The sequence below is a fragment of the Sorangium sp. So ce406 genome (assembly GCF_051474675.1).
GTDB lineage: Bacteria > Myxococcota_A > Polyangia > Polyangiales > Polyangiaceae > Sorangium > Sorangium cellulosum_G.
The window spans coordinates 11511908-11537359 of record NZ_CP150340.1 but is presented as its reverse complement, the minus strand read 5'-3'; the positions used below and the strand labels follow the sequence as shown (position 1 = coordinate 11537359).

General features: G+C 71.7%; 19 protein-coding genes. 9 read left to right on the top strand and 10 right to left on the bottom strand.

Annotated features, from left to right (window positions below; translation table 11 throughout):
- The first annotated feature begins 3 nt into the window (after positions 1–3).
- The 5 genes from WME96_RS43365 to WME96_RS43345 all read left to right on the top strand — a co-directional run bounded on the left by WME96_RS43365 (position 4) and on the right by WME96_RS43345 (position 4073).
- The gene (locus WME96_RS43365; RefSeq protein WP_437287391.1) at positions 4–813 is read left to right on the top strand and encodes a polysaccharide deacetylase family protein; all 810 of its coding nucleotides are present in this window, start codon (positions 4–6) and stop codon (positions 811–813) included.
- 58 nt (positions 814–871) lie between these two features.
- Entirely contained in the window at positions 872–1603 is a 732-nt protein-coding gene (locus tag WME96_RS43360) for a SirB1 family protein (RefSeq protein WP_433931379.1), read from the top strand.
- Between the two features lie 64 nt (positions 1604–1667).
- Complete coding sequence (locus tag WME96_RS43355; protein WP_437287390.1) at positions 1668–1802, top strand: hypothetical protein; 135 nt, start codon at positions 1668–1670, stop codon at positions 1800–1802.
- A complete protein-coding gene (locus WME96_RS43350) occupies positions 1790–2782 on the top strand; it encodes a helix-turn-helix transcriptional regulator (RefSeq protein ID WP_437287389.1) in 993 nt (330 codons plus the stop codon). The genes WME96_RS43355 and WME96_RS43350 overlap by 13 nt, the downstream gene beginning before the upstream one ends.
- A 304-nt stretch (positions 2783–3086) precedes the next feature.
- Positions 3087–4073: an NAD(P)-dependent alcohol dehydrogenase gene (locus WME96_RS43345; protein ID WP_437287388.1), complete on the top strand. Its 987-nt coding sequence runs from the start codon at positions 3087–3089 to the stop codon at positions 4071–4073.
- On the opposite strand, the gene WME96_RS43340 is transcribed toward WME96_RS43345, so the two are convergent.
- On the bottom strand, positions 4031–5686 hold the full coding sequence (locus tag WME96_RS43340; protein ID WP_437287387.1) for an ATP-binding protein: 1656 nt from the start codon (positions 5684–5686) through the stop codon (positions 4031–4033). The two genes, WME96_RS43345 and WME96_RS43340, sit on opposite strands and share 43 nt — an antisense overlap.
- Positions 5687–5780: 94 nt before the next feature.
- Between WME96_RS43340 and WME96_RS43335 the strand changes: the two genes are divergently transcribed.
- Positions 5781–8330, top strand: a complete 2550-nt coding sequence (locus tag WME96_RS43335; RefSeq protein WP_437287386.1) for a PAS domain S-box protein — start codon at positions 5781–5783, stop codon at positions 8328–8330.
- A 36-nt stretch (positions 8331–8366) separates the two neighbouring features.
- Here the strand turns inward: WME96_RS43335 and WME96_RS43330 are convergent, their stop codons facing one another.
- Both WME96_RS43330 and WME96_RS43325 read right to left on the bottom strand, forming a co-directional pair.
- Positions 8367–9854, bottom strand: coding sequence for an amino acid permease (locus WME96_RS43330; RefSeq protein ID WP_437287385.1), 1488 nt, complete (start codon positions 9852–9854; stop codon positions 8367–8369).
- Positions 9855–9945: 91 nt separating this feature from the next.
- The gene (locus WME96_RS43325) at positions 9946–10620 is read right to left on the bottom strand and encodes a glutathione S-transferase family protein (RefSeq protein WP_437287384.1); all 675 of its coding nucleotides are present in this window, start codon (positions 10618–10620) and stop codon (positions 9946–9948) included.
- A gap of 72 nt (positions 10621–10692) precedes the next feature.
- Here WME96_RS43325 and WME96_RS43320 point away from each other — a divergent pair, with 72 nt between their 5' ends.
- Positions 10693–11511 (top strand): AraC family transcriptional regulator, encoded by an 819-nt coding sequence (locus tag WME96_RS43320; RefSeq protein WP_437287383.1) that lies wholly within the window; start codon positions 10693–10695, stop codon positions 11509–11511.
- Between the two features lie 102 nt (positions 11512–11613).
- Here WME96_RS43320 and WME96_RS43315 read toward each other — a convergent pair whose 3' ends face one another.
- The 4 genes from WME96_RS43315 to WME96_RS43300 form a co-directional block, all read right to left on the bottom strand.
- The gene (locus WME96_RS43315) at positions 11614–13452 is read right to left on the bottom strand and encodes a hypothetical protein (RefSeq protein WP_437287382.1); all 1839 of its coding nucleotides are present in this window, start codon (positions 13450–13452) and stop codon (positions 11614–11616) included.
- A 1710-nt stretch (positions 13453–15162) separates the two neighbouring features.
- Complete coding sequence (locus WME96_RS43310; RefSeq protein ID WP_437287381.1) at positions 15163–16608, bottom strand: hypothetical protein; 1446 nt, start codon at positions 16606–16608, stop codon at positions 15163–15165.
- A gap of 156 nt (positions 16609–16764) precedes the next feature.
- Positions 16765–17859 (bottom strand): hypothetical protein, encoded by a 1095-nt coding sequence (locus WME96_RS43305; protein ID WP_437287380.1) that lies wholly within the window; start codon positions 17857–17859, stop codon positions 16765–16767.
- Between the two features lie 265 nt (positions 17860–18124).
- Positions 18125–18568 (bottom strand): DUF1810 domain-containing protein, encoded by a 444-nt coding sequence (locus WME96_RS43300; protein ID WP_437287379.1) that lies wholly within the window; start codon positions 18566–18568, stop codon positions 18125–18127.
- 348 nt (positions 18569–18916) lie between these two features.
- Between WME96_RS43300 and WME96_RS43295 the strand changes: the two genes are divergently transcribed.
- Positions 18917–21484, top strand: a complete 2568-nt coding sequence (locus WME96_RS43295) for a sensor domain-containing diguanylate cyclase (protein ID WP_437287378.1) — start codon at positions 18917–18919, stop codon at positions 21482–21484.
- A 67-nt stretch (positions 21485–21551) separates the two neighbouring features.
- Complete coding sequence (locus WME96_RS43290) at positions 21552–21905, top strand: hypothetical protein (protein WP_437287377.1); 354 nt, start codon at positions 21552–21554, stop codon at positions 21903–21905.
- A gap of 111 nt (positions 21906–22016) precedes the next feature.
- Here the strand turns inward: WME96_RS43290 and WME96_RS43285 are convergent, their stop codons facing one another.
- The 3 genes from WME96_RS43285 to WME96_RS43275 form a co-directional block, all read right to left on the bottom strand.
- Positions 22017–23312 carry an outer membrane protein assembly factor BamB family protein gene (locus WME96_RS43285; protein WP_437287376.1) on the bottom strand — a complete coding sequence of 432 codons (1296 nt, stop codon included), beginning with the start codon at positions 23310–23312 and terminating at the stop codon, positions 22017–22019.
- Between the two features lie 223 nt (positions 23313–23535).
- Positions 23536–24006: a hypothetical protein gene (locus tag WME96_RS43280; RefSeq protein ID WP_437287375.1), complete on the bottom strand. Its 471-nt coding sequence runs from the start codon at positions 24004–24006 to the stop codon at positions 23536–23538.
- A gap of 639 nt (positions 24007–24645) precedes the next feature.
- On the bottom strand, positions 24646–25041 hold the full coding sequence (locus tag WME96_RS43275) for a DUF6334 family protein (RefSeq protein WP_437287374.1): 396 nt from the start codon (positions 25039–25041) through the stop codon (positions 24646–24648).
- Positions 25042–25452 lie beyond the last annotated feature (411 nt).

Below are 25452 nucleotides of genomic sequence, written 5' to 3'. Positions count from 1 at the left end.
CCCGTGCCGGTCGCGCGGGCGCTCCTCTACGTGGCATCGGCCGGCGCGCTCGCGCTGGTCGCGCGCTCGCTGCTCGTCGCGCCGGTGCCCTTCGGCGTGGCCGGCGCGGCGATCGTCGGGTACGTCACGCTCGTCCTCTGCGGGGTCTTCTTCCTCGGGCTCGGCATGTTCGTGGACGTGGTGAAGCGCGGCCCGCCCGGCGCGCGCGGCGTCGCGCTGACGTTCGACGACGGGCCGAGCCCGGAGCACACGCCGCGCGTGCTCGCGCTCCTCGACGAGGCGGGCGTGAAGGCGACGTTCTTCGTCATCGGCCGCAAGGCCGAGGCGCACCCCGAGCTCGTCCGCGAGATCGCGGCGCGGGGCCACGCGATCGGGCTGCACAGCCACGAGCACGACCGGCTGTTCTCGCTCCGGTCGGCCCGCCGCGTCGAGCGCGACCTCCGGCGCAACCTCGACGTCATCGAGCGGATCACCGGCGACCGCCCTGCCCTGTTCAGGCCGCCTGTCGGCCACACCAGCCCGCGCATCGGCCGCGTGGTCGACGCGCTCGACCTCGACGTAATCGGCTGGTCGGCGCGGGGGTTCGACGGGCTGGCCGGGGCGAGCCCCGAGCGGGTGGCGGCCCGGATCATCCCGGGGCTCCGCGATGGGGCCATCGTGCTGCTCCACGATGCGGCCGAGCGCGACGACCACGCGCCCGCTGGGGTGGCGGCGCTCCCGCGCGTCCTCGCGGCGATGAGCCAGCGCAACCTGGTCGGGGTGCGCGTCGACGCGTGGCTCGACGAAGGCGCGCGGGACGACGCCCTGGCCTAGACCATTTCTCTCAGGTGGCGCTACGCTCCGTCCGATGGCTGCGCCGGTGAGTCTGACGATGTTCGCGCATATCGCAGCGAGGCCGGAGGACGAGCTCGACCTCGCCGAGGCGGCGCTCCTCATCGACGACGCCGCGTACCCGGGCCTCGACATCCCGCATTACCTCGGCGTGCTCGACCGCCTCGGCGGCGAGGCGCGCCGCGCGATCGAGCGGCCGCAGCGCGCGCCCGAGGCGACGCCGGGCAGCGGCCCGATCGAGGCGCTGCTGCGCTGGTTCTACGGCGACCTCGGGTTCCACGGGAACACGGGGGACTACTACGACCCGAAGAACAGCTACCTGCACGAGGTGCTCGATCGCCGGACGGGCATCCCCATCACGCTGGCGGTGGTGCTCCTCGAGGTGTGCTGGCGGGCCGGCATGGACGCGCAGGGCGTGTCGTTCCCGGGTCATTTCCTGGTGAGGACGCCGGTCCGCGGCGGCGTGCTGCTCATCGATCCGTTCGAAGGCCGCCTGCTCGGCCGGGACGATCTGCGCGCGCTGCACACCCGCGCCACCGGGGCCACGCGCGATCCGGACCCGCGGCTGCTGGTGCCGGCGCAGAAGCGGCAGATCCTGGTGCGCATGCTGAACAACCTGCGCTCGATCTACTCGAGCCGCTCGGACGCGGCGAAGCTGCGCAGCGTGCTCGAGCGGATGCAGGTGCTCGCGCCGACCGACGAGCTGCGCAAGGAGCTCGACCAGCTCGGCGGCGAGCGTCCGTGGCCGTCGTCGGGTCGCGTGGTGAACTGACGCTGGGCTGACGTGGGCTGACGGCGGCTCGCGCTCTGCGCGCGATCGGATGCCCTCGTGGAGCATGGGTGAACCCGCCGCGACCTCGCCGACGTTCGAGGAGCTCTCCCAGCGTATCCGCGCCTTGCCCGAGCGCCTGACCGAGCGTGGCGTGTGCGACGTGCCGCTCATGGTACGTTGCACGACGTGGGCGCGGTGACCATCGACGGCAGCGACGGGGACCTCGATCGGTTCGCGGAGCGCGTCCTGAACGGGTCCACGGCGGTGGAAGCGCTGAGCCCCGTCGAGCGTCAGATGCGCTGGGACATCCTGGACCGCTCGGGGTTCACCCGGTCCACCGCGCTGCGCTCGGGCATCGGGCTGACCGTCACGAAGCTCCGATGGGAGCGCTCGTGGTCCATGGCGTTCGATCATGGGATCTCGCGGCTCAAGTTCGTCGTGGCGCGAGGACCCGGGCCTCTCCTCGTGACCAGCGAGGGGGGACGCCATCACCTCCAGGGTGGCTCCTTTCACGTCAGCCAGATCAAGCGGCCGGTGCGCCTGCAGTTCGATTTCGACGAACGCGGGGCCGCCAGGGATCACGAGCAGCTATCGCTCGAGATCGATCGCGCGCGGCTGAGCGAGCTGCTCGGTACGCAGGTCTTGCCCGCCGCGGTGGAGCGCGTGCTGTCCAGTCCGCGCGCCTATCCGAGCGACGCCCACCCCGTCGCGCCGGCGTTGTTCCGGCTGATCGACGAGATCGTTCATTGCGATGCCCGGGGCCCCTCGCGCCAGCTCTACCTCGAAGCGAAGGGGCTCGAGGTGCTGGCCGTGATGGTGGACGGCCTCGAGGAGGGCGAGCGCGCGGCGTCGTCGGCGCTCTCGGCGCACGACGTCGACCGCCTGGAGCGGGCCCGCCAGATCGTGCTCGGCCGCATCGACGACCCGCCGCGCTTGCCCGATCTGGCCCGCCTGGCGGGGCTGAACGAGGCCAAGCTCAAGGCCGGGTTCCGCGCGCTCTTCGGGGACACCGTGTACGGGTACCTTCGCCACCGGCGTCTGGACGAGGCCTACCGCCTCCTGCAGCAGCGACGCTACAGCGTGAGCGAGGTGGCCGCGCGGGTGGGCTACGCCAACCCGAGCAAGTTCGCCGCCGCGTTCCGGGAGCGGTTCGGCATCCCTCCTTCGCACGTCAGCTAGTTCCACGCACCAGGAGTCCGGCCACCGATCCGTGGAGAGATTTCAACGCCAAGGCGCAACGGCGCAACGGCGCAAAAGAGACCGGAACCCGCGGTACCAGAGCTGCCCGGGGGTCCGTCGCGTGCGATCCCGCCGGTCGCGTCGCATCGAGCCCGCCGTCCCGGAGCCGAGAGGCTCCGTCCTGGAGCGGCCGCATGCGCCAGCCGGCGTTACAGCAGGGAGAAATGGCGCACCGGCGCGGCGCACGGCGGCTCCACCGCGGCGCCCCGTGCCCGGCCGCGCCCCTCGACCGAGAGACTACCCCATGAAAGCTGTCGTGTTCACCGCGTACGGTCCCCCCGAGGTCCTCCGACTCGCGGAGGTGGACAAGCCTGTTCCCGGGAATCGTGAGGTACTCGTCCGCATCCGCGCGACCACCGTGAGCGCCGAAGATCCGAAGATGAGGGCATTCAAGCATCCGCCCTTGCTGTGGCTTCCCATCGGATTGCTCTTCGGGTTTCGACGACCAAGAAAGACGATCCTGGGCATGGAGTTCGCGGGAGAGGTCGAGGCCGTGGGCAGAGACGTCACCCGCTATCGCGCTGGCGATCCCGTCTTTGGGTATACCGGGACGGGCCTCGGGGCCCACGCCGAGTACAGGTGCCTCCCCGAGGATGCGATCATGGCCGCCAGGCCGGGCAACATGAGCTGCGAACAGGCGGCCTGCATCCCCAACGGGGCTTTGACCGCCCTCGTGTATCTGAGGAACATGGCGAGGCTGAGGCCTCAGGAGGACGTGCTCGTCTATGGCGCTTCGGGGGCGGTCGGCACGGCGGCCGTACAGCTCGCCAAGGTCCTTGGCGCTCGGGTCACCGGGGTCTGCAGCGGGCGAAACGTGGCCCTGGTCGAGTCGCTGGGCGCCGACGAGGTCATCGATTACACGAAGGAGGATTTCACGAGGAGCGGCCGGACCTACGACATCGTCTTCGATACGATCGGCAAGACGTCCCTGGCCCGGGTCGAGGGCTCCCTTCGTCCCGGGGGCCGTTATCTGGTGACCGTGTTCGGGGTCAGGGAGCTTCTGCAGATGCTCTGGACGTGGTCGAGGGGAGGCAAGCGCATCGTCGGCGGAGCCTCCAACTTCCACTGGACGCGCGACGACCTCGCCTACCTTCGAGACCTCGTCGAGCTCGGAAAGCTGACCGCGGTGATCGATCGATCCTATCCGCTGGCCGACGCCGCCGAGGCGCATCGGTACGTGGAGAACGGTCACAAGCGGGGGAACGTCGTGCTCACGATGGCTGGCGGATGAACGAGGGGTGACGCCGGCAGCCTCACCACGAACCGCGCCCCGCCCCCGTCCCCCCGATCGACCCCGATCGAGCCGCCCGCCGCCTCGACGAGCCCCCGGCACACCGCGAGCCCGAGCCCCGTCCCCTCGCCGACCTCCTTGGTCGTGATGAACGGCTCGAACAGCGTCTCGCGGACCGCCTCCGCGATCCCCGGCCCGTTGTCCTCGACCTCGATCCGCGCGCCCCCGTCCGCGCCCCGCGACGCGCGCACCCACACGCGCCCGCCGGCGCGCGGCACCGCGTCGGCCGCGTTCAGGAGCAGGTTCAGCAGCACCTGCACCAGCCGCCCGTGCGACAGCGGCACGGGCGGCACGTCGGGCGCGATGTCCCGCGCGAGCTCGACGCCGCGGAACTCCTTCTGCGGCGCCACCAGCGACAGCACGTCCTCGAGCGCGTCCGCCACGGAGCCGGAGGGCGCGTCCCCCGCGCCCCCCGGGTCACCCGCGCCGGGCGCCGCCGGCCGCGCGAAGTCGAGCAGGTCGCGCAGGATCTTGTGGATGCGCTCCGTCTCCCGCTTCATCCGCTCGACGAAGTCGCGCTCCTCCGCCGGCGTGAGGCCCCCCGCGAGCAGCAGCTCCTGGAGGCCGAGGATCGCCGCGATCGGGTTGCCGATCTCGTGCGCCAGCCCCGCCGCGAGCCGCCCCACCGACGCGAGCCGCTCCGAGCGGACCAGCCGCTCCTGCGCGCTCTTCAGGTCCGCCGCGTAGCGCTCGACCTCCGCGATCTTCGCCCGCAGCGACTCCTCGTCGGCGCGGAGGCGGCTCGTCATGTGCGCGAGGCTCGCCCCGAGCTCGGCGAGCTCCCGCGCGCCCGCCTGCGGCGCCTCGAGGTCGCGCGCGCCGCCGGCCACGCGCCCCGCGGCCCGCGACAGCGCGTCGATCGGCCGCACCACGAGGCGCGTCATCGCGATGTACGCGAACACGAGCAGCCCGAGCGCCACCACCCCCGTGTAGAGCGCGACGATCCGGACGAGCGGCGCGGCGGGCACGGTCGACGGGTCCGTCGGCACCAGCACCGCGACCGAGCCCGCCGGCGCCGCGCCCGCGGCCTCGCGCCCGCCGCCCGCGCGCGTGCCCCCCTCGCGCGCGTGCTCCGGCACGACCACCAGGATCGCGCCCCCCCGCGCCGTGCGCACCGCCCGCAGCACCTCCGCGCCCGCCTCCACCGCGGCCGGCAGCGCGGCCGCGATCTCCGGCTCCCCGGCGCGGTCCGCGAGCGCGCCCGCCGCGTCGTAGACCCCGATCGCCGACGCCCCGTCCGGCCCGAGCTGCGCCTCGAGCAGCTGCGACAGCTCCGGCGCGGACCGGCTCGCCCGCGCCGCGGCGACGTGCCCGGCGATGGCCCGGCCGATCGCGCGGGCGCTCGACGCGCGCACCCCGCCCATCGTGGCCTGCGTGAGGCTCGCGACCGCGAAGAAGAGCGGCACGAACGCCAGCACGAGCAGCGCGCCGAGCGCGAGCAAGAGCTGAAGCCGGATTCCGAGCCGCACGGTGTCGTTGCCCCTCCGCGCCATCCTCGCCCAGGTCGCGCCCGATCGCACCGGCGGGCGCGACGCGCGCTCGCGCTCAGCCATCGTGCCGCCGGGCGCCGGGTAGGCCCGGGGGCGCGCCGCGGTGAACATGCTAGCCTGGCACGTGGGTTGTCCGGCGGGTGACCTCCAGGGCCGATTGATCGACGCGCATCGGGAGCCGTCGGACGCAGGCCGGCAGAGCCTGGCCCCCTCCGAGGACGAGCGGGGCGCGCCGGCGGTTCCGGAGGATGAGGGCGCGCGGGCGCTCCTCGGCGCGGTGGACGCGCTGCTCTGGGAGATGCGGGGCGACGCGCTCGAGCTGTCGTCGGTGCGCGCGCCGGCGAGGGAGCTGTTCGGGCACGCCGCGGAGCGCTGGGCGGCGGACGACGGGCTGTTCTGGAGGCAGCAGCACCCGGAGGACTGGCCGCGGCTGCTCGCGCTCGTGCGCAAGGTCCTCGCGGAAGGGGCGACCGAGCGGATCGAGCACCGCTTCCTCGCCGCGGATGGCCGCTCGGTGTGGCTGAGCAGCGAGCTCGCGCGCCGCAGGGACCACGCTGGCGGGGCGCCCGTGGTCCGCGGCGTCTCCACGGACGTGACGCGGGCGAGGGTCGCCGAGGACGCGCTCCGCGAGGCAGAGGAGCGGACGCAGGCGCTGCTCGAGTCGACCGAGCAGGGCATCTACGGCCTCGATCGCGCGGGGCGGTGCACGTTCGCCAACCCGGCCTGCGTGCGGCTGCTCGGCTACCGGGACGAGGCGGAGCTCGTCGGGCGCACCATGCACCAGCTCGTCCACCACACGCACCCGAGCGGCGCGCCGCTGCCCGAGTCCGAGTGCCGGATCTGCCGCACGCTCCGGAGCGGCGAGCCCGCGCACCTCGACGGCGGGCTGCTCTTCCGCGCGGACAGGACGCGCCTCGCCGTCGAGTACTGGTCCCGCCCCATCCGCCGGCAAGGTGAGGTCGTCGGCGCCGTCGTCACGTTCGTCGACATCACCGAGCGCAAGCGGAGCGAAGAGCTCCTCGCGGTGCAGGCGCTCATGAGCGCGCTCCGGGCGGAGGTGAGCGCGGCGCTGGCCCGCTCCGGGACGATGCTGGAGCTCTTGCAGGGCTGCGCCGAGGCGATCCGGGGGCACCTCGACGCCGCGTTCGCGCGCATCTGGCTGCTCGACGACCTCCATCAGGTGCTCGAGCTCCACGCCAGCGCGGGGATGTACACGCACCTGGACGGGCCTCACAGCCGCGTCCCCGTCGGCAGCTACAAGATCGGCCGCATCGCGAAGGAGCGCCGGCCGCACCTGACGAACGACGTCCTGAACGATCTGCAGGTGAGCGAGAAGGCGTGGGCGCGGCGCGAGGGCATGGTGTCCTTCGCCGGATACCCCCTGCTCGTCGAGGACCGGCTCATCGGCGTCGTCGCGATGTTCGCGCGGAGGCCCCTGCACGAGCACGTGCTCGACGCGCTGGGGACGATCGCCGACACGGTCGCGCAGGGGATCGAGCGCAAGCGCGCCGAGGACGCGCTCCAGCGGAGCGAGGGCAGGCGCGCGGCCGAGCACGCGGTGCTGCGGCGCCTCGTCGGGCAGAGCGGCGACGGGATCGTCATGGTGGACGAGCGCGGCGTCATCCGCCTGATGAACCCGGAGGCCGAGCGGCAGCTCGGGCCGGCCGCGGAGCGCACGATCGACGAGTGGGCCAGCACGGCGGGCTTCTTCACGCCGGAGGGCGCCCCGATGCCGGCCGAGCAGACGCCGCTCCACCGCGCCCTGCACGGGGAGAAGGTGGAGAGCGCCCGCTGGCAGGTCCGGCGTCCGGACGGCTCGCTGCGCGTCCTGTCGGCGAGCGCCTCGCCCCTGCGCCGCGCGGACGGCGCGCCCGCCGGCGCGGTGATGAACACGCGCGACGAGACCGAGCGGCTCCGGCTGGAGCAGGAGCGCGAGCGGCTGCTCCGCAGCCTCCAGGAGGCGGTCCAGGTGCGCGACGAGTTCCTCTCCATCGCGTCGCACGAGCTCAAGACGCCGCTCACGGCGCTCGTGCTGCAGGTGGATAGCCTGCGCCGGGCGATCCGGCGCGGGCAGGCCCCCCAGGGCGTGCCGCGGCTCGACGCCAAGCTCTCGACCATCCACCGGAGCGTCTTCCGGCTGAGCGATCTCGTGAACGATCTGCTCGACGTCTCGCGGATCTCCGCGCAGGGCCTGTCGCTGCACGTCGAGGACTTCGACCTCGTCGCGCTGCTCCGCGAGGGCGTCGAGCGGTTCCAGGAAGCGCAGGCGCAGGGCTCGCCGATCCGGCTGCTCGGGAGCCCGGAGGTCCTCGTGCGCTGGGATCGCTCCCGCATGGAGCAGGTGATCACGAACCTCCTGTCGAACGCCGTGAAGTACGGCGCCGGCGCCCCGATCGACGTGCGCGTCGAGGCCGACGCGGAGCGGGTCCGGTTCGCCGTGCAGGACCGCGGCATCGGCATCGCGCCCGGCGACCAGGCGCGCATCTTCGAGCGGTTCCAGCGCGCGGCGTCGGTGATGCACTACGGCGGGTTCGGCCTGGGCCTCTGGATCGTGCGGCTCATCGTGGAGCAGCACGGCGGCGCCGTGCGGGTGGAGAGCGCGCCCGGGAGCGGCGCGACCTTCTCGGTCGATCTGCCCCGCGTCGTCGCTGGATCCTGCGCCCCGGCGGAGGGCGAGCCGCCGCGAGGGCCCGCGCCGCCGGGGTAGGCCGATCCCGGTGGCGCCGCGACGCGCGCCGCGGCGTCACGGGCTCGCCGTCAGCGTGCTGTGCTTGCGGCTGTAGCCGAAGTAGACCGCGAGCCCGAGGAGGAGCCAGGCCGCGAGGCGCAGCCAGTTCTCGGTGGGCAGCGAGAACATGAGGAGGAGGCAGATCGCGATCCCGAGGATCGGGGTGAGCGGATAGAGCGGCACCCGGAACGGGCGCGGCGCGTCCGGCGCCGTCCGGCGCATGACCAGGACCGCGGCGCAGACGAACAGGAACGCAAGGAGCGTCCCGATGTTGACGAGCTCTGCCAGGATGCGCAGCGGGAGGAGCGCCGAGAGGGCGGCGACCACGAACCCGGTGAGGAAGGTGGACTTCCAGGGCGTCCTGAACACCGGGTGCACCGATCCGAAGAAGCCCCTCGGCAGGAGCCCGTCGCGGGCGATGGCGAGCAGCACGCGCGGCTGGCTGAGCATGAGCACGAGCAGCACGGAGGTGATCCCGGCGATCGCCCCGAGAGAGATGATGAACTGGGCCCACGGGAGGCCGACGCGCGCGAAGGCGTCGGAGACCGGCGCGTCGATGCTCAGCTCGGTGTAGGGCACCATGCCCGTCAGGACCGCCGCGACGGCGACGTAGAGGACGGTGCAGATGACGAGCGAGGCCACGATGCCGATGGGCAGATCGCGCTGCGGGCGCCTCGCCTCCTCGGCGTGGTTGGAGACCGCATCGAACCCGATGTACGCGAAGAAGATGGTCGCGGCGCCGGCGAGCATCCCGAGCGGCTCTCCCCCCTTGCCGACCTCGCCGTAGATCGTGTGACCGAAGAAGCTGAGCCCCCCATACCCGAACGGCGCGAACGGCCGCCAGTTGTCCGGGTCGACGTGAAACGCGCCGACGACGAGGACGAAGAGCACGACAGCGAGCTTGAGCACGACCATCGCGGCGTTGAACGCCGCGCTCTCGCGGATCCCCTTGAGCAGGATCATCGTGACCGCGGTCGTCACGAGGACGGCGGGGAGATCGAAGATCGCCCCCGTGGACACGAGCTCGCCGAGCGCTGGATCGTAGTCGAACGGCGCGCTCCTGAGCTGTCTTGGCAGCTGTACCCCGAAGATCCCGATGAAATCCTGGAAGTAGTGGGACCACCCGTGCGCGACGGCGGCGGCGCCGACGGCGTACTCGAGGACGAGATCCCACCCGATGATCCACGCTGGCAGCTCGCCGAGCGTCGCGTACGCGTAGGTGTACGCCGAGCCCGCGACCGGCACCATCGCCGCGAACTCCGCGTAACAGAGGGCCGCGAACACGCAGGCGAGCCCCGCGACCACGAAGGACAGCATCAGCGAGGGACCGGCCTTGTCGTGCGCGGCCTGGCCGGTGAGCACGAAGATGCCTGTCCCGACGATGGCGCCGATCCCGAGGCTCGTGAGCTGCAGCGGCCCGAGGGCGCGCCGGAGGCGGTGCTCCCCCTCCAGCTCCTTTTTCAGCACGGACAGCGGTTTGCGGACGAGCAGCCGGCTCCCCATGGTCGTTGGTGTGCTGGCTCTGCGGCCCGGCCCCGGGCACGTCAAGCCAGCGGCGGCCGGAGGCGCCGCCGGGCGTCCGGGCGGGGCAGGATCAGCTCGCCCGTGCCTCGGCCGCGACGGCTGCCTCGTGCGCCGCGGCGAGCTCTGCGTCCTTCGCCGCGATCCGCGCGAACGACGGCCGACTGCACACCCGCGCGACGTAGGCCTTCACCTCCGGCAGCTCGGGCACGAGCTTGAACTTCAGCATCCAGTCGAGCGCCCCGCCCCAGAGGACGTCGGCCGCGGAGAGCCGGTCGCCGAGCAGATACGGCCCCTTCCGGAGCGCCTCCGCCACCACGCCGAACATCGCATCGAAGTCTCCGTACGGCGACGTCGAGGGGGGAGCCGGGTCGCGCTTCATCGCCCGATCGACGACGGCCGGCTCGAAGCACGACCCGTAGTACGCGATCCACCGGAGATACGGCCCACGCCGCGGATCCCCGATCGCCGGGGCCAGGCCCGCCTCCGGGAACAGATCGGCGAGGTAGATGACGATCGCGACCTGCTCGGTGACGAGCGCGCCGTCGTGCAGAATCGCGGGCACCTTCCCGAGCGGGTTCACGGCGAGGTAAGGGGACTTGCGTTGCTCCCCGGCCTTCATGTTGAGGACGCGCAGCTCGTACGGCGCGCCCAGCTCCTCGAGCAGGACGCGCGTGCCCATCGAGCGCGAGTTCGGTGAATGGAACAAGACGAGGTTGCCCCGCGGGGGCGTGGTCGAATCAGCCATGTTGCTGCCTCCGGGGACCGACGCTAAAGCCACGGCCAGGCGTGGTATTGTAAAAGAGCGCCACGCGCGATCATGAGCCCGAGCATCACCCCGGAGGACCCTACCCGCGGCATCCTGAACCCCGCCGCGGGCCTCCAGCGCTTCGAGCTGCGCCGCCACGCGCCCGCGCCCGACCTGGCCAGCCTCGTCGACTGGCACTGGGTCGTCCGCTGGTCGCTCGCCGCGCCGTTCGAGCAGGAGATCCTGCCGCACCCCTGCGTCAACCTGGCCATCGAGGCGCCGGGCTCGGCGCTGCACGGTATCGGGACCCGGCGCGAGGTCGCCCGGCTCGAGGGGACGGGGCGCGTCGTCGCGACGAAGTTCAAGCCGGGCGGCTTCTTCCCCTTCTCGCCGCTCCCCATGCGCCGGCTGGTCGACAGCGTCGTCCCCCTCGTCGAGATCTTCGGCAGCGTGGCCGAGCCGCTCGAGCGCGCCGTGCTCGAGCAGCCGGACGACGCCACCGCGATCCGCGCCGTCGAGGAAGCCCTGCGCACGCGCAAGGGCCCGGAGGACGCCGGGCTCGACGAGGCCATGGCGCTCGCCTCCCGCGCGCAGGGCGATCGCGACATGCACCGCGCCGAGCATCTCGCCCGGGTCGCGAGCGTCTCGGTCCGCACGCTGCACCGCGCGTTCGAGCGGTACATCGGCGTCGGGCCCAAGTGGATCATCCGGCGGTCACGCGTGCAGGAGGCCGCGGAGCGCGTGGCCTCGGGCGCGCCCGTCGCGTGGGCGGCGCTCGCGCAGGAGCTCGGGTATCACGATCAGGCGCACCTGATCCGCGACTTCAAGGCTCAGGTCGGCTTCACGCCCGCTGCCTACGCGGAGCGGTGCGCGGCGGCGCGGTCGAGATGAGGTGGGGGAGCCGCGGTCAGCGGCGGGGCGAATAGCGGTCAGCGGCGGGGCGAATAGCGGTCAGCGGCGGGGCGAATAGCGGTCAGCGGCGGGGCGCCGCGATCAGCGGCGGGTGGAGCAGGCGCCGGCGAGCCCGTAGGCGACGACGTTCGGGGCGTAGATCTGGGTCAGGTTCGCCTCCACCTCGGTGCCACTGCCGCCCTGGAGGTAGTGATCGAGGGGGATCGTCGAATAGACGACCGCGCCCGCGCCGTACGGATAGCACATCGTCACGAGCTCCTCGGGGCTGGTCCGGCTCAGGATCCGGGCGCTCCCACCGGGGAGCGTGCCCGAGACGACGAACCCGTGGCTCGACGAGCTGCCATTGTCGAGCGAGGCGTTGTTGATGACGCCGCCGGGGCCGTTCGTGACGAGCGTCGTGGGGTCGACGATCTCGATGTTGCGGTCGTCCGCGAAGTCGCGAAGGATCGTGAAGTCGCTCCCGCCCGGCAGGATGGTGTTCGCGGTATCGACGAAGCGGTCATGGATGATGAGGACGAGCCCGGAGGCGACCGCCTCCTCGATCGCGCCGAGCTGGCCGAGGTACTCGCTGCCGAAGGACGCGTTGTCCGGGTTCTGCACGAAGAGCACATCGAGCGCGGTGAGCTCCCTGGCCGACAGATCAAAGACGTTCACGGGGGTGCCGCCCGCCGTGACGATGGGCCGCTCCTGGGTCGGGTTTCCCTGGGAGAACGCCATGTCGTAGTAACCGACGTTGCCCTCCTGGACGACGGGGCCGCAGCTGTACGTCACGGTGACGCGCGCGAACGAGCCGCCGAGCGACCCGCTCTGGCTCAGCCCTTCGCAGCTGTCGGCGGGGATCGTGACGGTGTTCACGCCGCCCGGAATGTAGCTGCCGGTGCCCACGCCCTGGAGCGAGACGAGGCCGCTCGGCGATTCGCACTCGCACAGGCCGACCGTGTCGAAGCTCCCGATCGGCGCGCCGTTCAGCCACGCAGTCCTGTTGCCCCCGGAGCAGGTGATGCCCGTCTCGAACTCGACGTCGACCCGGGCCACGGAGAGCCCAGCGCCGGCGTCGGTCCACTGGAACCCGTACGGCTCGCCGTTGCAGCCGTTGTACCGGTCCTCGCCCGTGAAGTCGCAGCTGTCGTTCTGGTTGACGAGGAGGCTCGCGTCGATGTCGTAGGCCCTCGCGCAGCCGCCGTCGGGGAGCGCCGTGAAGCCGTCGGGACACGCGCAGGCGCCGCACTCCTCGGCCGACACGTGGACCGGGAAGATCAGGGAGCTCGCGGCGGCGTACACGTCCGAGACCACGACCTGCAGCTGGTAGTCGCCCGGCGTGTCGGTCGAGAAGTCAGCCACGGCGTCGGTGGCGTTGAGGACGGGTGCGGCGCCGGGAGGGGCCGAGAGGACGGCCCAGGAATAGGTGACTGGGTCGCCGTCGGGATCCTCCGCGGCGACCGCGATCGTGGCCGTCTCGCACTGCGTGATGAACTTGCTCGGCGTGATGTCGAGGTCATTGAGCCTCGGCGGATCGTTCAGCGCGACGATCACGTCGAGCCCGCCGTTCGCGGCTGCGCCGCACTGCGACACGAGGAGGACCTCCGTCGTCACGGCCGAGAAGACGGAGGCCGTCCCCTCGGTGGGAGCGCACTCGCGCGACGGCCCCTCGGCGCCGAGCGGCGACACGCAGACGCGGTAGTCGCCGGGCGGCAGCACGAACAGCCCGTCAGCGCCGGCGTGGTTCGCCGCGCCGGCGGGCACGACGCTCCCGGGGAGCGCCTCTTCTTCGAGCGAGCTGGTGGTCTCCGCGATGGCCGCGTCGCTGCAGGACGCGTAGAGGTCGACGACCTTGAAGTGGACCGCCGTGACGTCGTGCCGCTCGCCTCCGACGGTGAGCGCCGCCCGGATGGACCCGTTGTCCTCCGAGTCGCTCGTCACAGGCCCTTCGTCGCCCGCGGTGCACGCGGAGACCGCAATCGTCAGTGCAATGACCATCGATCCACAGGCGCCCGCCTGTGCATTGAACCGCTGTGCCATGTTCTTTTCCTTGTTTGAGTGACCGTCGCTGCCATCAATTCACGCACCACAGCCCCCGTCTCGATGACGGCGGACTGGCGGTCTCGTCACGGCCGGACGGCTGGGCGGCAGTAACGAGAGACACGCAAGACACAGGAGCCGAAACAGAGCCCCGCTCTCGAGTCCTGAACCCGATCGCGGCCAGCAAAACGCACTACGATGACGAGAGGCGAACCCACGCGTCCGTCCACCACCCCCGCGCAGCCATCGGATAGACCGGGGCTTCTCGAGCGCAAAAACACCGCGCAGACGAGAGCGCTCCCCCGAAGCTCGGCAGGGGATCACCGGTGAGCACAGGAGTGGCGACTCCGTGGCTCACATGGATCCTACCCCCTTGCCAGAAACCATTCTAATACAATCGCGTAACGCAAGCAACCCTATTCCATGAGCTACAACTGTCCATCGGTCGTCGTCACGATGCCGTGATCGGGGTATCCATGCGAGTGCCCGAGATGGACGCCAGCAACGACGTCGAAGGCGCCGTGACGCCGCCCCAGAGCGCGGTTCAAGGCCGAGCTCCGTCGCATGCGCCTCGTCGCGGACGAGCCATGAATACCACGTACCAAGCGCTGCCCACCGGGCTTGAGTCGGAGCAGCACATATCCCACGACCACAGCACCCCGGCAGGTCGCGCAGAGAAGGAGCCCGCCACCAGCGCGGCGAAGATGGCTCGAGGATGTGTCCGCTGCATGCGGGTTCCGATACGTGCCCTTGCCGTTCGCAGGGCGGAGCGATCGTGAACCAGACCAGAATCGACTTGCTCTCGTCAAGACAAATTGAGACGCGATCATCGCGTCGTTTATGCACCCAATGACGCACTCAATGACGCACCGAATGACGCACCGAACAACGCATTGAATGATGGATCGGACGACACACCGGCGCGCCGCGGTTGGCGACCGTCCTGAGCGCATGGGAGGACGACCGCTTTCACGAGGCGCGCAGTGCGCGGGGCGGCGGGGCTTGAGCCGGCCGGCGTGCTGCCCTTGCACGAGTCGCGCCTGGAGCTCGGAGGCGATGAAGGCACGACGGGGAGGCGCTCCCGTGTCCATCTGGCGGAGGCGAGCGCGGCGAGCGGCGAAGTCTCTCTTCGCCACCATCTCCCCCGGCCGAGCGGGGCTCCCGCGCGACCTGGCCGCGCCGCCCTCTCGCCGCAGACGCTGAAGACCTCGAAAGAGGCACGTCAGGCCACAGCGGAGCGTGGCGCGGCTCAGCCTCGACTGGAACCCATCGAGACGATTGATCTTTCCGTCGCTCGCCCGCCGCTACCGGGCAAGCGCCCCGGGTGGATGACGGGGTGAGCCGGCGGTCGTCTCGGGGGTCCGGCGGTGACGACCGAACGCACCCACTCGGGCGTCATGAACTTCATGGTCGGCCGGCCAGCCGGCCAGTTGGCCGGCCAACTGGCCAGGTTGGCCGGCGACCGGCGACCCGCCCCAGGTGGCCGGCGACCGGCGAGCCAGCCCCAGTCCGGTCACGATGCCGGCGAGCTGAACGCCAGAGTTTGCGCTCTCCGAGATCCACAGTCGCTCGTTCGCCAGAGGAATCCTTCGAGCCGCTCTTGCCGCGCCATCATCTCCGGAGCTCGGCCACGAGGACGAGCCGCCCGTCCTCGTGGCGGGCGCATACCTGGTAGCCGGGGTCGGCCCCGGGGCCTCGATCGAGCGCGCTCGCGATCACGCCGAGCAGGTTCGGCCATGTGCCGGCGGCGGCGATCACGTAGGCAGACCAGCCTGCCTCCCTGAACGCGTTGACCACCTTCTTCGGGTCGTCGAAGCCCCTCCCCGGATCGCCGAACGCCGCGCGGAGCGCGGGCAAGAGCTCCCTGGTCGTCGCATCGCCGACAGCGCATCGCTCGGCGGCGAACGCCCGCTCGACGCCGGCGCGCGAGGCGTCCGTCAGGGCCCACGACCCGACGAGGCGGCTCCGCTTGCCCTGCACCGTGAGCCCGAGGGTGCCGTCGCTGGCGAGCCTGCGCGCCGGCGCCGCGAGCCAGAGGTTCTGCCGGGACTCGGCGAGGCCCAGGGCAGCGATCGCCGGCATCACCTTCGGGTCGACGGAGTGAGAGAGCGCTCTCGCGATCTTGCCGTAGCCGTCCGTCGCGCCCAGCTCGCCCATCCGGTCGGGGTCGAGGCACACCGACACTGCGGGGCTCGCGTCGAACCTGGAGCACCGGCCCTCCGGACCCCCGCGCTCTCCGCTGAACGCGACGAGCTCCTTCAGGGCGGCCGGATCGGCGCCGGCCCCGAAGAGCGGCATCACGATGTCGAGCCGGAGATGATCCGTGCCGTCCGCGTGGACCGCGACGGCGGCGAGCCCTCCCTGCGCCACGCCGAGCGGCGCACGGGCGCCGAAGCCGGCGCAGCGCGCGGCGCCCGGACACGCGTCCAGCGGGGCGTCGCCCGTCAGCACACCGATCGCGGGCGCCAGGGCGCGCCGCGGGTCCGCCCCGCTCGCGAGCGGGACGACGAGCCGCAGCCGCGTCGCGTCCTGCGCGTGCCCGCGAATGACCTTCGCGAGCGCGTCGCCCGAGGCCCCCTTGGCCATCGCGTCGACGACCGCGCGCGCGCTCTTCTCGGGCGCGGGCACCACGGCGCCCAGGATCGGCCTGCGCGGATCGACGCCGGCCTTCGCGAGCGTCACGTCCAGCGGGTCCTGGCTGCCGAGCGCGCGGTTCGCCTCGACCAGGAGCTCGGCGAGCTCGGGCAGAACCTGGACGGCAGCGTCGAGGTCGCCGCTGCGAAGCGCGAAGTAAAGCGCGGCGTCCGGCGGGAGGCTCGCGATCTGCTCGGCCGACGCGGGCGGCAGCTCGGGTCGAGCGGCCCCGGGTGCAGCCGGGTCGCCCGCCGCCGCTCGCGCCGGCGCTGCTGCAGAGGTGCTCGGCCGCGCCGGCGCCGCGGCGGCGCTCGGCGAGCTCGCGCCGGTCGAGCCGGGTGGTGCGGCGCAGGCCGCGAGCCCCGCGCCGAGCGCGATGGCTGCGCCGCGGAGGACGATGGGGAGGAGCTCTCGGAGGGGCATGAGCGGGCTCCATGCCCGCGCCGTGGCCGCGCCACAAGCCACGCGCCCTCGCTCGCGCCGTGATCCGAGGCGATAGGGAAGGAGGCGTCGACTTGGTCGATGCGCTCGACCGCAGCGCCGGGCGCTGCGGCTGTCATCGAGCGCGACGGGGCCGGTCTAGGCCGGGTTCACGGCGATCTGCATCTGGGCGACCACGACGTCGCCCTCCATCCATGCCTTGGCACGAAGGCCGCTGTTGCCCCGCTCGTCGGCCTTGATGGCGCCCTGGTACGCCATCGCCAGGTTGCCCGTGGTGCGCGCCTTGTACGGCTCGTACTTGGTATGAACGGAATCGGTGAAGGCGGGATCGAAGTAGAACTGCGTCGTGAAGATGTGGGCTCCACCGCTGTAGTTCACGCGCCCCATCGACATCGACCCCTTCTTGAAGCAGACGAAGTGGATGTGAACGTCGCGGCCGTTGTACCAGCCGGGGAAGATGCTCCGGAACGAGACGACGCCGTCCGCGTTCGTGGTTTGCACGCCGCGACAGAAACGCTCGCTGGTGTCCAGGTCGTTCTGGCTCGGCCTGCCCGCGTACGGCGAGTCGGGCTTCTGTTCATTGGCAGTGCCCCTGGCCCCGAAACCGCTGTAGAACCCCTGCCCGTCCGTGTGCCAGATGTAGACGTCCACGTCGGCCAGGCCCACGCCCGTGCCATTGCAGTCGGGCTTGCTCAGGTCGAGCACGCGCAGGTGGAGCTGCATCTCCACGCCTTCCGGCGCGCTTTCATTGTAGCGACCACGAATGTCCTGTCGGAACAGCGAGACGTCGTCGTTCTTCTCGAGCTCGTGAATGAAGAACGGACCCTGACCGGCGCCGTCCGTCTTGTTGAACGCCATGCACATCGGCACGGCATCGAACGGCGGCGCAATGAGGTCGCCGCCGTTGCCACCACCTCCCCCGCCTCCCTCGCCCGGGTCGGTGCCTCCCGTGCCTGAGCCACCCGAGCCTGCCGTGGTGCCAGGTCCCGCGCCGCCCGAGCCGGAGGCCGATGAGGTGGCGGGCTCGGGTCCCCCGCCTCCCGTGCCCGAGCCCGTGGTCCCGCTGGCCCCGGAGCTCGCAGTGCTTCCGCTGCCGTCGGGGTTCGGCTCCGATTCTCCGCCATCTCCGCACGACACGGTGATGGCGATCGCCCCCAGCCCCAGGAGGGCCTGCCGCCGGTCAACGCCCCTGCTCGACGGGTCCTGCGTCTCGGTATCTCGTTCCTTGCTCATAAGCAGCTCTCCTCAGGTGGCCGATGACCTGTCCGTCCGGCCTGACAAGGCGCCGAACAGGCAGCATCTTCCCAAGAACGGCGGCATTAAAGCATGACGGCGTGGAGCGCGGAAGATGAGACCCGAGCCGATCCCATCTTCCCGCCCTCATGTAGTTATCCTCCGCTGTTTCACGCGGTTCGGCGCGTCATGAGTCCAGGGAGATGGGGGTCTCCGGTCGAGGCCGCCGTCGCGTGGCGCAGCGCCCGCCTCGCGGCGCAATGCATCAGACCGGTGACACCCCGCGCCGCCCGAGGAGCTCGAGCGTCCGCGGATCGGGCTCGGCGCCGCAATACTTGTCGAGCGCCGCGCGGAACGTCTCGTTGTCGGGAGCCACGCAGGAAAACAGGGTCATCGACGAGCAGAACTTCACGTCATCGGGGCTGTCGAAGATATCGTACAGCGAACACCCCTCGATCTGGTTCACGATGCGAGCGCACTCGAGCAACCTCGGGCCGAGCGTCGGGTGATGCAGATAGGCTTCGGCTTCCGCCTTCGAAGCGATGCCATACCTTCGCGCCATGGCGCTGTGGCCCAGGCCCTGCAGCTGCGGGAAGATGAACCACATCCAGTGGCTGGTCTTGTGCCCTCGGCGCAGCTCGGCCAGGACGCGGTCATAGACCGGCGCCTGCGCGTCCACGAATCGTTGCAAGTCGTACGGATCCGACATGGGCCCTCCTCGGGCGCCAGATTAGCATTTCACCTTGGCGGAGCGGTTGGACCAGCGACGACCGCCAGCGCACGGCCGTGCTCACCAGATCGGATAACGCATCTTCCATCGCGCCGACCGGCCCGTGAACGAGGCGCGCCACCTCCTCCCTTCCGGCGGTCGGCTTGCGCGCGCGCCGGCGTCGTCATGCCGCCTCCGCACGTCCCCGAGCCGGCGGCGCACCTCCGGCGACACGCGCCTGCAGAGACCCCCCGCGCCCCCGCTCTCGCCCGTCCCCCCACCTGCCGGTCGCCCTGCGGCAGAGAACTGGGCCCGGAGGATCGACCTCTGGTACCGGCATGCGAGCCCATGGCCAACCTGGTGCTCGCCGTGCTCACCGCCCGCCGTATCGCGCGCAATGCGGCGCCGCTCGCCTGCGCGCTGGCACTCGCGGGGCTCGTCGTCCTCGACGCGGCCGAGCGCCTCCCGCCGGTCGCGGCCGCGGCGGCGCTGGCCGTGCTGGTCGGGGTGCTCGTCCAGCGAGCGCGGCGGCGCGCCGCCGCCATCGAGGCGAGCGCGCTGCTCGACCTCGAGGTCGGCGCCCTGCTGGTCGTCGCGACGTTCGCCGCGGTCCTCCGCCTCGACGGCTCGCTCGACGGCGACGCCCACGCCGCCCTCTACGTCGTCATCGCCCTCGTGAGCGCCTTCGCCCGCCCCGGCGCGTCGCTCCTCGTCGCGCTGGCCTCCGCCGCCCTCGAGATCGCCGTGCGCTCCGTGGCCGCGCGCGGGGCGCCGAGCTTGCTGGACGCCGCGCGCGCCGCCGCGCCGCACATCGGCTTCATGGCCGTGTTCTCGGTGCTGAACGCCGCCGTCCTCCGCGCCGAGATCGGCCGCGTCAGGAAGGCCTCGCGCACCCACCTCCAGGCCGAGATCGACCGGCTCCGCGACGACGCGCGCAGCTACCGCCTGCTCTCCGCCCCGGCCCAGGCGCGCGGCGTCGCCCAGAAGGGCGACGACGAGCGGCTCGCCCGCTCCGGCGTCGAGGAGATCCACCAGTCGGTGCTCTTCGCGCTCCGCCTGCTGCGCGAGTCGCTGGAGCTCTACACCGCGATGCTCCTCTGGCAAAACGACACCGGCACGCACCTGCGCATCAGCGAGCTCGCGAGCGACGCCCCGAACCTCTCCGAGGGCCCGTTCCTCTCGGGCGACGGCGTCTTCGGCGCCGCGCTCACGCAGCGCGCGCCGGTCGTCATCGGGGGCCTCAAGCCCGGCTACAAGCTCCCCTACTACGTCGGCCCCTCCCCGGTGCGCGCCGTCTGCGCGCTGCCGGTGCTCGAGCACGGCCAGCTCCGCGGCGTGCTCGTCGTCGATCGCGTCGAGGACCGCCCGTTCTCGCCCCGGGAGCTCGAGCTCATCGACGAGGCGTGCCGCTACGCCGTCCGCGCCATCCAGAACGAGCGCGTCTTCGTCCAGCTCGAGCGCGCCAAGGTCGAGCAGGGCAAGCTCTACCGCGCCGCCGAGGCGCTCGGCGCCGCCACCACGGAGGCCGGCGTCATCGAGGCAGGCGTCACCAGCGCCCGCGAGATCACGTCCGTTGATTTCGCGGCCGTCACGCTCTACGACGAGGCGCAGAAGGTCCACGAGATCCGCGCCGTGAGCGGCGACGGCGGCGCCGAGCTGACCGGCCAGCGGTTCCGGCACAACGCCGGGCTCGTCTCGATGGTGCTGCAGAACCGGCACCCGCTCCCGTACCGCGGCGAGTACGACGAGAAGCGGCAGGTCGTCTTCACCCGCCGGGTCGCGCCGCCGTCGATGCCGTCGATCATCGTGCTCCCGCTGGTCGTGCACGACCGCCCGCTCGGCACGCTGGTGCTCGGCTCGCGCCGGCGCGCGGCGTTCAACGACTCGGTTCGCAGCACGCTCGAGGTGCTCGCCAGCCACATGGCCGTGTCGCTCTCGAACGCGCGCATGATGCGGCGCCTCGAGGAGCTCGCGACGATGGACGGGCTGACGGGCCTCCTGAACAAGCGCGCGATGCTCGAGGTGGCCGACCAGAAGATCACGGCGGCGCGCCGGTTCTCGCGGCGGCTGTCGGTGCTGGTGACCGACATCGACCACTTCAAGAAGGTGAACGACACGTACGGCCACGACGTGGGCGACGTGATCATCAAGGGGCTCGGCGACGTCCTGCGGCGGGCGAAGCGGACGACCGACGCTGTCGCGCGCTTCGGCGGCGAGGAGTTCGTCGTGATCTGCGAGGAGACCGACGCGCGCGGCGCGATGCTGCTCGCCGAGCGCGTGCGCGAGGAGCTCGCCCGGACGACGTTCCACGCGGCCGGGAGCAACGGCCCGGTGCAGTGCGAGGTGACGTGCTCGATCGGCATCGCGACGTACCCCGAGGCCGGCAGCACGTGGGAGGAGCTCTTCAAGGCCGCGGACGAGTCGCTCTACGTCTCGAAGCGGTCGGGCCGGAACCGCTCCACGGCGTGGTCGCCGTCGATGCGGTCCAGCAGCTCGCACCCGCCCGCGGCGGAGGCGCCGGCGCCGGCGAAGGCAGGCTCGGAGCCGCCTGCGCCGGCGAGGGCCGCGGCGGAGGCGGGCGCCCCGGCGAGGACGGCGGCCGCGAGGACCGCGGCGGAGCCGGGGGCGGCGGCGAGGGCGACGGCGAGGACGGCGGCCGAGGCGGGCGCGGCGGCGAGGGCCGCGGCGGCGAGGACCGCGGCGGCGGCGCCCGCGCCGCAGCGCAGGGCGCCCGTGGGCAGCGGCGCCCCGGCGCTTGCGGGGCCGGACAGCGCGCCGGCGGCCGGGAGGCGCGGGGCGGCCTCGGGGCCGCCGCCGGCGAAGGCGCCCGGCGCGCCCGGCGAGGCCGAGCCCCGGAGCAAGCCGCGGCGTCCGTCGGAGGTCGATCCCTCGAGCAAGCCGAAGACCGCGGCCTGAGCGCCCGCGCGCCGCTTGCGGCGCCGGCGCGGCGGGAACATAAGCCTGTTCGAGCCAAGGAGGAGCGATGAGCTCGGACCCCGATCGCGACGACCCCAGGGAGGATCTCAAGCAGGGGCTGAGCCTGCTCTGGCGCGCGGCGCGCAAGACGGCCGGGGACCTGCGCAGGGACCTCGACCGCACAAGCGTGGGCAGGGCGGTCGACGACGCCGGGCGCGAGCTCGTGCGGGCGGCGACGAACGTGGTCGGCCGGCTCGGCGCCGAGCTGAGCAAGCGTCCGCCGGCGCCGCCGCGGGACGAGCGTCCCCAGGAGGGCGCGGAGCCCGAGGTCCCGCCGACGCGGCCCGCCGGGCCGACGCCGGACGATCCTGGGTTCCGCATCGCGGTCGACCCGGAGGACAAGGGCGACAAGCCCCGCTGAGCGGCGGCGGCGCGGCGCCGGTCACGGATGGCAAGCCGCCGCTGAGCGGCGGCAGCGCGGCGCCGGTCACGGATGGCAAGCCGCCGCTGAGCGGCGGCAGCGCGGCGCCGATCACGGCGCGGTCGCCGCGGCCTTACCGCCCTGGGGTTCACCCCCTACCGCCGCCCCATCGGCGCGCCCTGCCGCCCCGCCAGCAGCCCCTGCCGTCCCGCCGGCGCGCGCAGCCGCCCCGCCGGCGACCTTCGCGGCGGTGAGCCCGTCGGCCTGCACCACGCACGCCTGGACCGGCCGGCCGAGCGACGCGCGCCCGATCACGGCGCCGCCCTGCGCGTCGAGGAACGTGATCCCGCCGCGCGCGTCGCACAGCGCGAAGCCGCCGGTGTACGCCGCGCCGCCGAGGAAGTCGGCCTCGCCGGCGTGGGCCCACGCGAGCGCGCCCGTGCGCGCGTGGATGCCGACAGCGGCCCGGTAGTACGTCGCCACGAAGCGATTCGCGTGGAAGCCGGGCCGGCCGGAGGCGCGCGGGCGCGCGTAGAGCCGCGCCTTGTCCCCGGCCGAGGCGGTCGCCGCGAGCACCTCGGTCCCCGGGGTCATCCACACGGGCGCTCCGGGCAGCTCGCGCGCCGGCAGCGTCGCGGTCGAGGCGCGCCCGGCCGAGCCGAGGCCGATCGTCTCGTCGAGCCGCGTCGCCGCGCCGCCGCCGCCGAAGAAGACCGCGCCGCCGAGCAGGAAGGCGCGGCTCACCTCGTGGCGCAGCGCCGCCCGCGCCACCTCGCCGCCGGTCTGCAGGTCGAAGACCGTGACGTACTGCCCCTGCCACGGCAGGAACGCGTGGCGCCCCACGACCGCGGGCACGCCGATGGCGGCGTCGTCCTCGATCTGGCGCTGCACCATCCCGTCGTGGCCGATGGCGAGCACCACGCTCGTGGTGCCCGTGGTCGACACGAGCGACACCACGGTGGTCTCGCCGTCGTCGCCCGCGCCGCGGAGCCTCCCGCCGGCGTTCCGCTGCCAGAGCAGCCGGCCGGTGCGCGCGTCGAGGGCGAACAGCTCGCCCTCGCCGAGCCCCACGACGACGCTCCCCGCGACGGCCGGGCGCGCATCGAGCGGGTGCGCGAAGGTCCACGCCGGGCCGCCGTCGAGCGGCACGCCCACCAGCCGGTGCGGCCCTGGGCCCGCGACGACCCCGACCGCCACGTCCGCGCCGACCGGAATGGGCCTGCCCGCGAACCGCTGCTGGAAGGCCGCGATGCCGGCGCCGCCGTCGTCCTTCCAGGCCGGGTCGAACGCCTCGCCCTGCGTCTGCCCGCCGCCGCAGGCGCCCGCGAGGGCCGCGAGCGCGGCGCCCGTCGCGAGGAGCAGCGCGCGGGCGTGGGCGGCGGCGCGGGGCGGGCGCGGGGGTCGCATGCGAGGAGTCCGGCGGCGGTCGTAGCGCGGCTCCTCCTGGCCGGCCAAGCGGGCGTCGGAGAGAGACAGCCGGCCGGCGCCGGCGACTCGGGGAACGGTCGCGCGGGGAGCGGCGGTGCGCGGCGTCGCAGGACGGCGCGAGCCGCCGTGCAATGACGGAGGGTGCCGCACAAGCTGGAGTGGTATGCTGACGCGAGCCAGGGCACGGGCGATCGATACGAGATCAATCGCGACCCTCTGGATCTGACAGGGATGCGATGAACGCCCGCGGATCCTGCACATACCTCCAGGCCTTGGACATCTTCAATGCATGCAACACCGCCGGCAGTGTGGGCTCGTGCAGCTGCTTCATCTCGTCGACCAGGAGAACTCGAGCCCGCCGGAGCCCGTCAAGCAATCGCGCCAGCTCTGCTCTCTGCACGCTCCGCAAGTCGACACGAAGGAGGACCTCGACGACACGGCCTCCCTCTCGAATCATTGTCAGGCAAGTTGCATCGTCGTGTCCCCAGATGTCCACCTCGGGCGACCAGCTTGGGCTCCTTCCCAGGATATCGCTCGCCGCCCGTTCGATCGCGTCATCCGGTTGAGCGTGCGCCCAGAGGTCGCCACTCGCGATTTTCTCGAGCAAGGCTCCGGCATCTTTGCCGAGCTCCGTGGAGGGCACAAGAACAAACGAGCACTGCCAGATAGCCATATTTCCTCAACCGACGAGCATGCATCACCGAGCTGCCTGGATGACGACTCCGGCCCACTTCCTATGACGCCTCGGAACAAACCCAGCTTTCCAGATCAACACCGTCGCCATCAGCGAATGGCGCGTCGAACGTTACCGCGCCGCTCACCGTCATCCCGACTGACCCTCAGCTCGGCTTTCTCGTTCTGAGCAAACGTCGCACGGCAGGTGTCCTGGGCTCAACTTGCCCAAATCATTCGGCCCGAGTTGCCACGAAGAGCCGCAAAAGATCGTACTCCCGCAGCGAGCTGCGGAGCTTCCGTGGAGGCCAAATCTTTCCTTTCGCGCTAGCTGTCCTGCGCTTGGGAACTCAATTTTGACACCCGCGGCTCCGACCGAACGGTAGACCTGTGCTCCCCTTGTGGCCAAGGCTTCCGCCTCCACGGCAACCTTCCGCGCGGCGACCTTGGCGAGCGTCTTGACCCCAACCTTCGCCAGCGTCACAACCGTGCCCCCAAGGCCCACCAGATCGATTCAACACAAGCCGGTTGTCCTCGTCCCAGCCCAGGGTGCGCTGCAGGTTCCTCCGGAATCTTCACTCCTTCACCCGGCGCCCCGTGATGTTCCGAAGGACTGCCGCTACGACACGCGAATTTGAAGTCAAAGCATACGCAGCACAAGCGTCGAGGCGCGAACCACGATCTGCAGCGTGATTGAAGGATGGCCAACAACGCCAAATTCGATCTGCAGTCCATCAAGCCTGCCTTGATTATTGATCATTGCCCACGCCCATAGAATGGGGTGCCCGATTGCCGATGTCCACTCAGCAGAAGCCGACACCTTACGAACGCACCCATCCGAAAGAGAAACAGGAAAATCTTCGGAAACACAGATAGAATCATCCGTTCCTTCTGCATACACAAATAGAATATTCTCAGAGAACGCGAGACACACGCCGACGCATTGCCCGCCAAGCTCTTCATCTATATACAACTCGACCATAGTCAACGATTCACCTTCGTCGACAACTGGCCGTATCGCAGCAAGCACGCTCATTTTTTTGTTCTCATTTACTGGCCGTGATTCTTACCGCCGAGCCGAACGGCATCATTCAACAATTTTATTGCTTTGACGGCTGACCCATCTCCTTGGGCTGCAGCGTTCTCGAGTTCGCCGATTGTCCTGTCTGCCAGATCTCCAGCTTTTCTCACCACCCCTCCTCCGCCTCCTCGCGCCAGGATTCCTTCGCGGAGCGTCTTGTCCTTCATTTGGCGAAGCGCGGGGTCCTGAAGCACTTTCCGGCCGCCACCTGTCAGCCTCACTCCATCATTTGCCCCATCGCGCGCTCCGTCGCCTCTGCCTCCAGGCGTCCTCGGCTCTCCCGGTGGCTGCGCCTCAGGAGGCGCAGGGGGCTTCGGTGGCTCCTTCGCCCCACCACCTCCCGCTTCCGATGGCGGAGGTGTTCCA

Excerpts from the sequence above, each read along its gene's own strand:
- WME96_RS43345 (WP_437287388.1), top strand. The coding sequence starts at position 3,087 with ATGAAAGCTGTCGTGTTCACCGCGTACGGTCCCCCCGAGGTCCTCCGA.
- WME96_RS43295 (WP_437287378.1), top strand. The coding sequence starts at position 18,917 with ATGGCCAACCTGGTGCTCGCCGTGCTCACCGCCCGCCGTATCGCGCGC.
- WME96_RS43280 (WP_437287375.1), bottom strand. The coding sequence starts at position 24,006 with ATGGCTATCTGGCAGTGCTCGTTTGTTCTTGTGCCCTCCACGGAGCTC.
- WME96_RS43285 (WP_437287376.1), bottom strand. The coding sequence starts at position 23,312 with ATGCGACCCCCGCGCCCGCCCCGCGCCGCCGCCCACGCCCGCGCGCTG.
- WME96_RS43340 (WP_437287387.1), bottom strand. The coding sequence starts at position 5,686 with ATGGCTGAGCGCGAGCGCGCGTCGCGCCCGCCGGTGCGATCGGGCGCG.
- WME96_RS43325 (WP_437287384.1), bottom strand. The coding sequence starts at position 10,620 with ATGGCTGATTCGACCACGCCCCCGCGGGGCAACCTCGTCTTGTTCCAT.
- WME96_RS43355 (WP_437287390.1), top strand. The coding sequence starts at position 1,668 with ATGGGTGAACCCGCCGCGACCTCGCCGACGTTCGAGGAGCTCTCCCAG.
- WME96_RS43360 (WP_433931379.1), top strand. The coding sequence starts at position 872 with ATGTTCGCGCATATCGCAGCGAGGCCGGAGGACGAGCTCGACCTCGCC.
- WME96_RS43330 (WP_437287385.1), bottom strand. The coding sequence starts at position 9,854 with ATGGGGAGCCGGCTGCTCGTCCGCAAACCGCTGTCCGTGCTGAAAAAG.
- WME96_RS43300 (WP_437287379.1), bottom strand. The coding sequence starts at position 18,568 with ATGTCGGATCCGTACGACTTGCAACGATTCGTGGACGCGCAGGCGCCG.
- WME96_RS43310 (WP_437287381.1), bottom strand. The coding sequence starts at position 16,608 with ATGCCCCTCCGAGAGCTCCTCCCCATCGTCCTCCGCGGCGCAGCCATC.
- WME96_RS43305 (WP_437287380.1), bottom strand. The coding sequence starts at position 17,859 with ATGAGCAAGGAACGAGATACCGAGACGCAGGACCCGTCGAGCAGGGGC.
- WME96_RS43275 (WP_437287374.1), bottom strand. The coding sequence starts at position 25,041 with ATGAGCGTGCTTGCTGCGATACGGCCAGTTGTCGACGAAGGTGAATCG.
- WME96_RS43290 (WP_437287377.1), top strand. The coding sequence starts at position 21,552 with ATGAGCTCGGACCCCGATCGCGACGACCCCAGGGAGGATCTCAAGCAG.
- WME96_RS43320 (WP_437287383.1), top strand. The coding sequence starts at position 10,693 with ATGAGCCCGAGCATCACCCCGGAGGACCCTACCCGCGGCATCCTGAAC.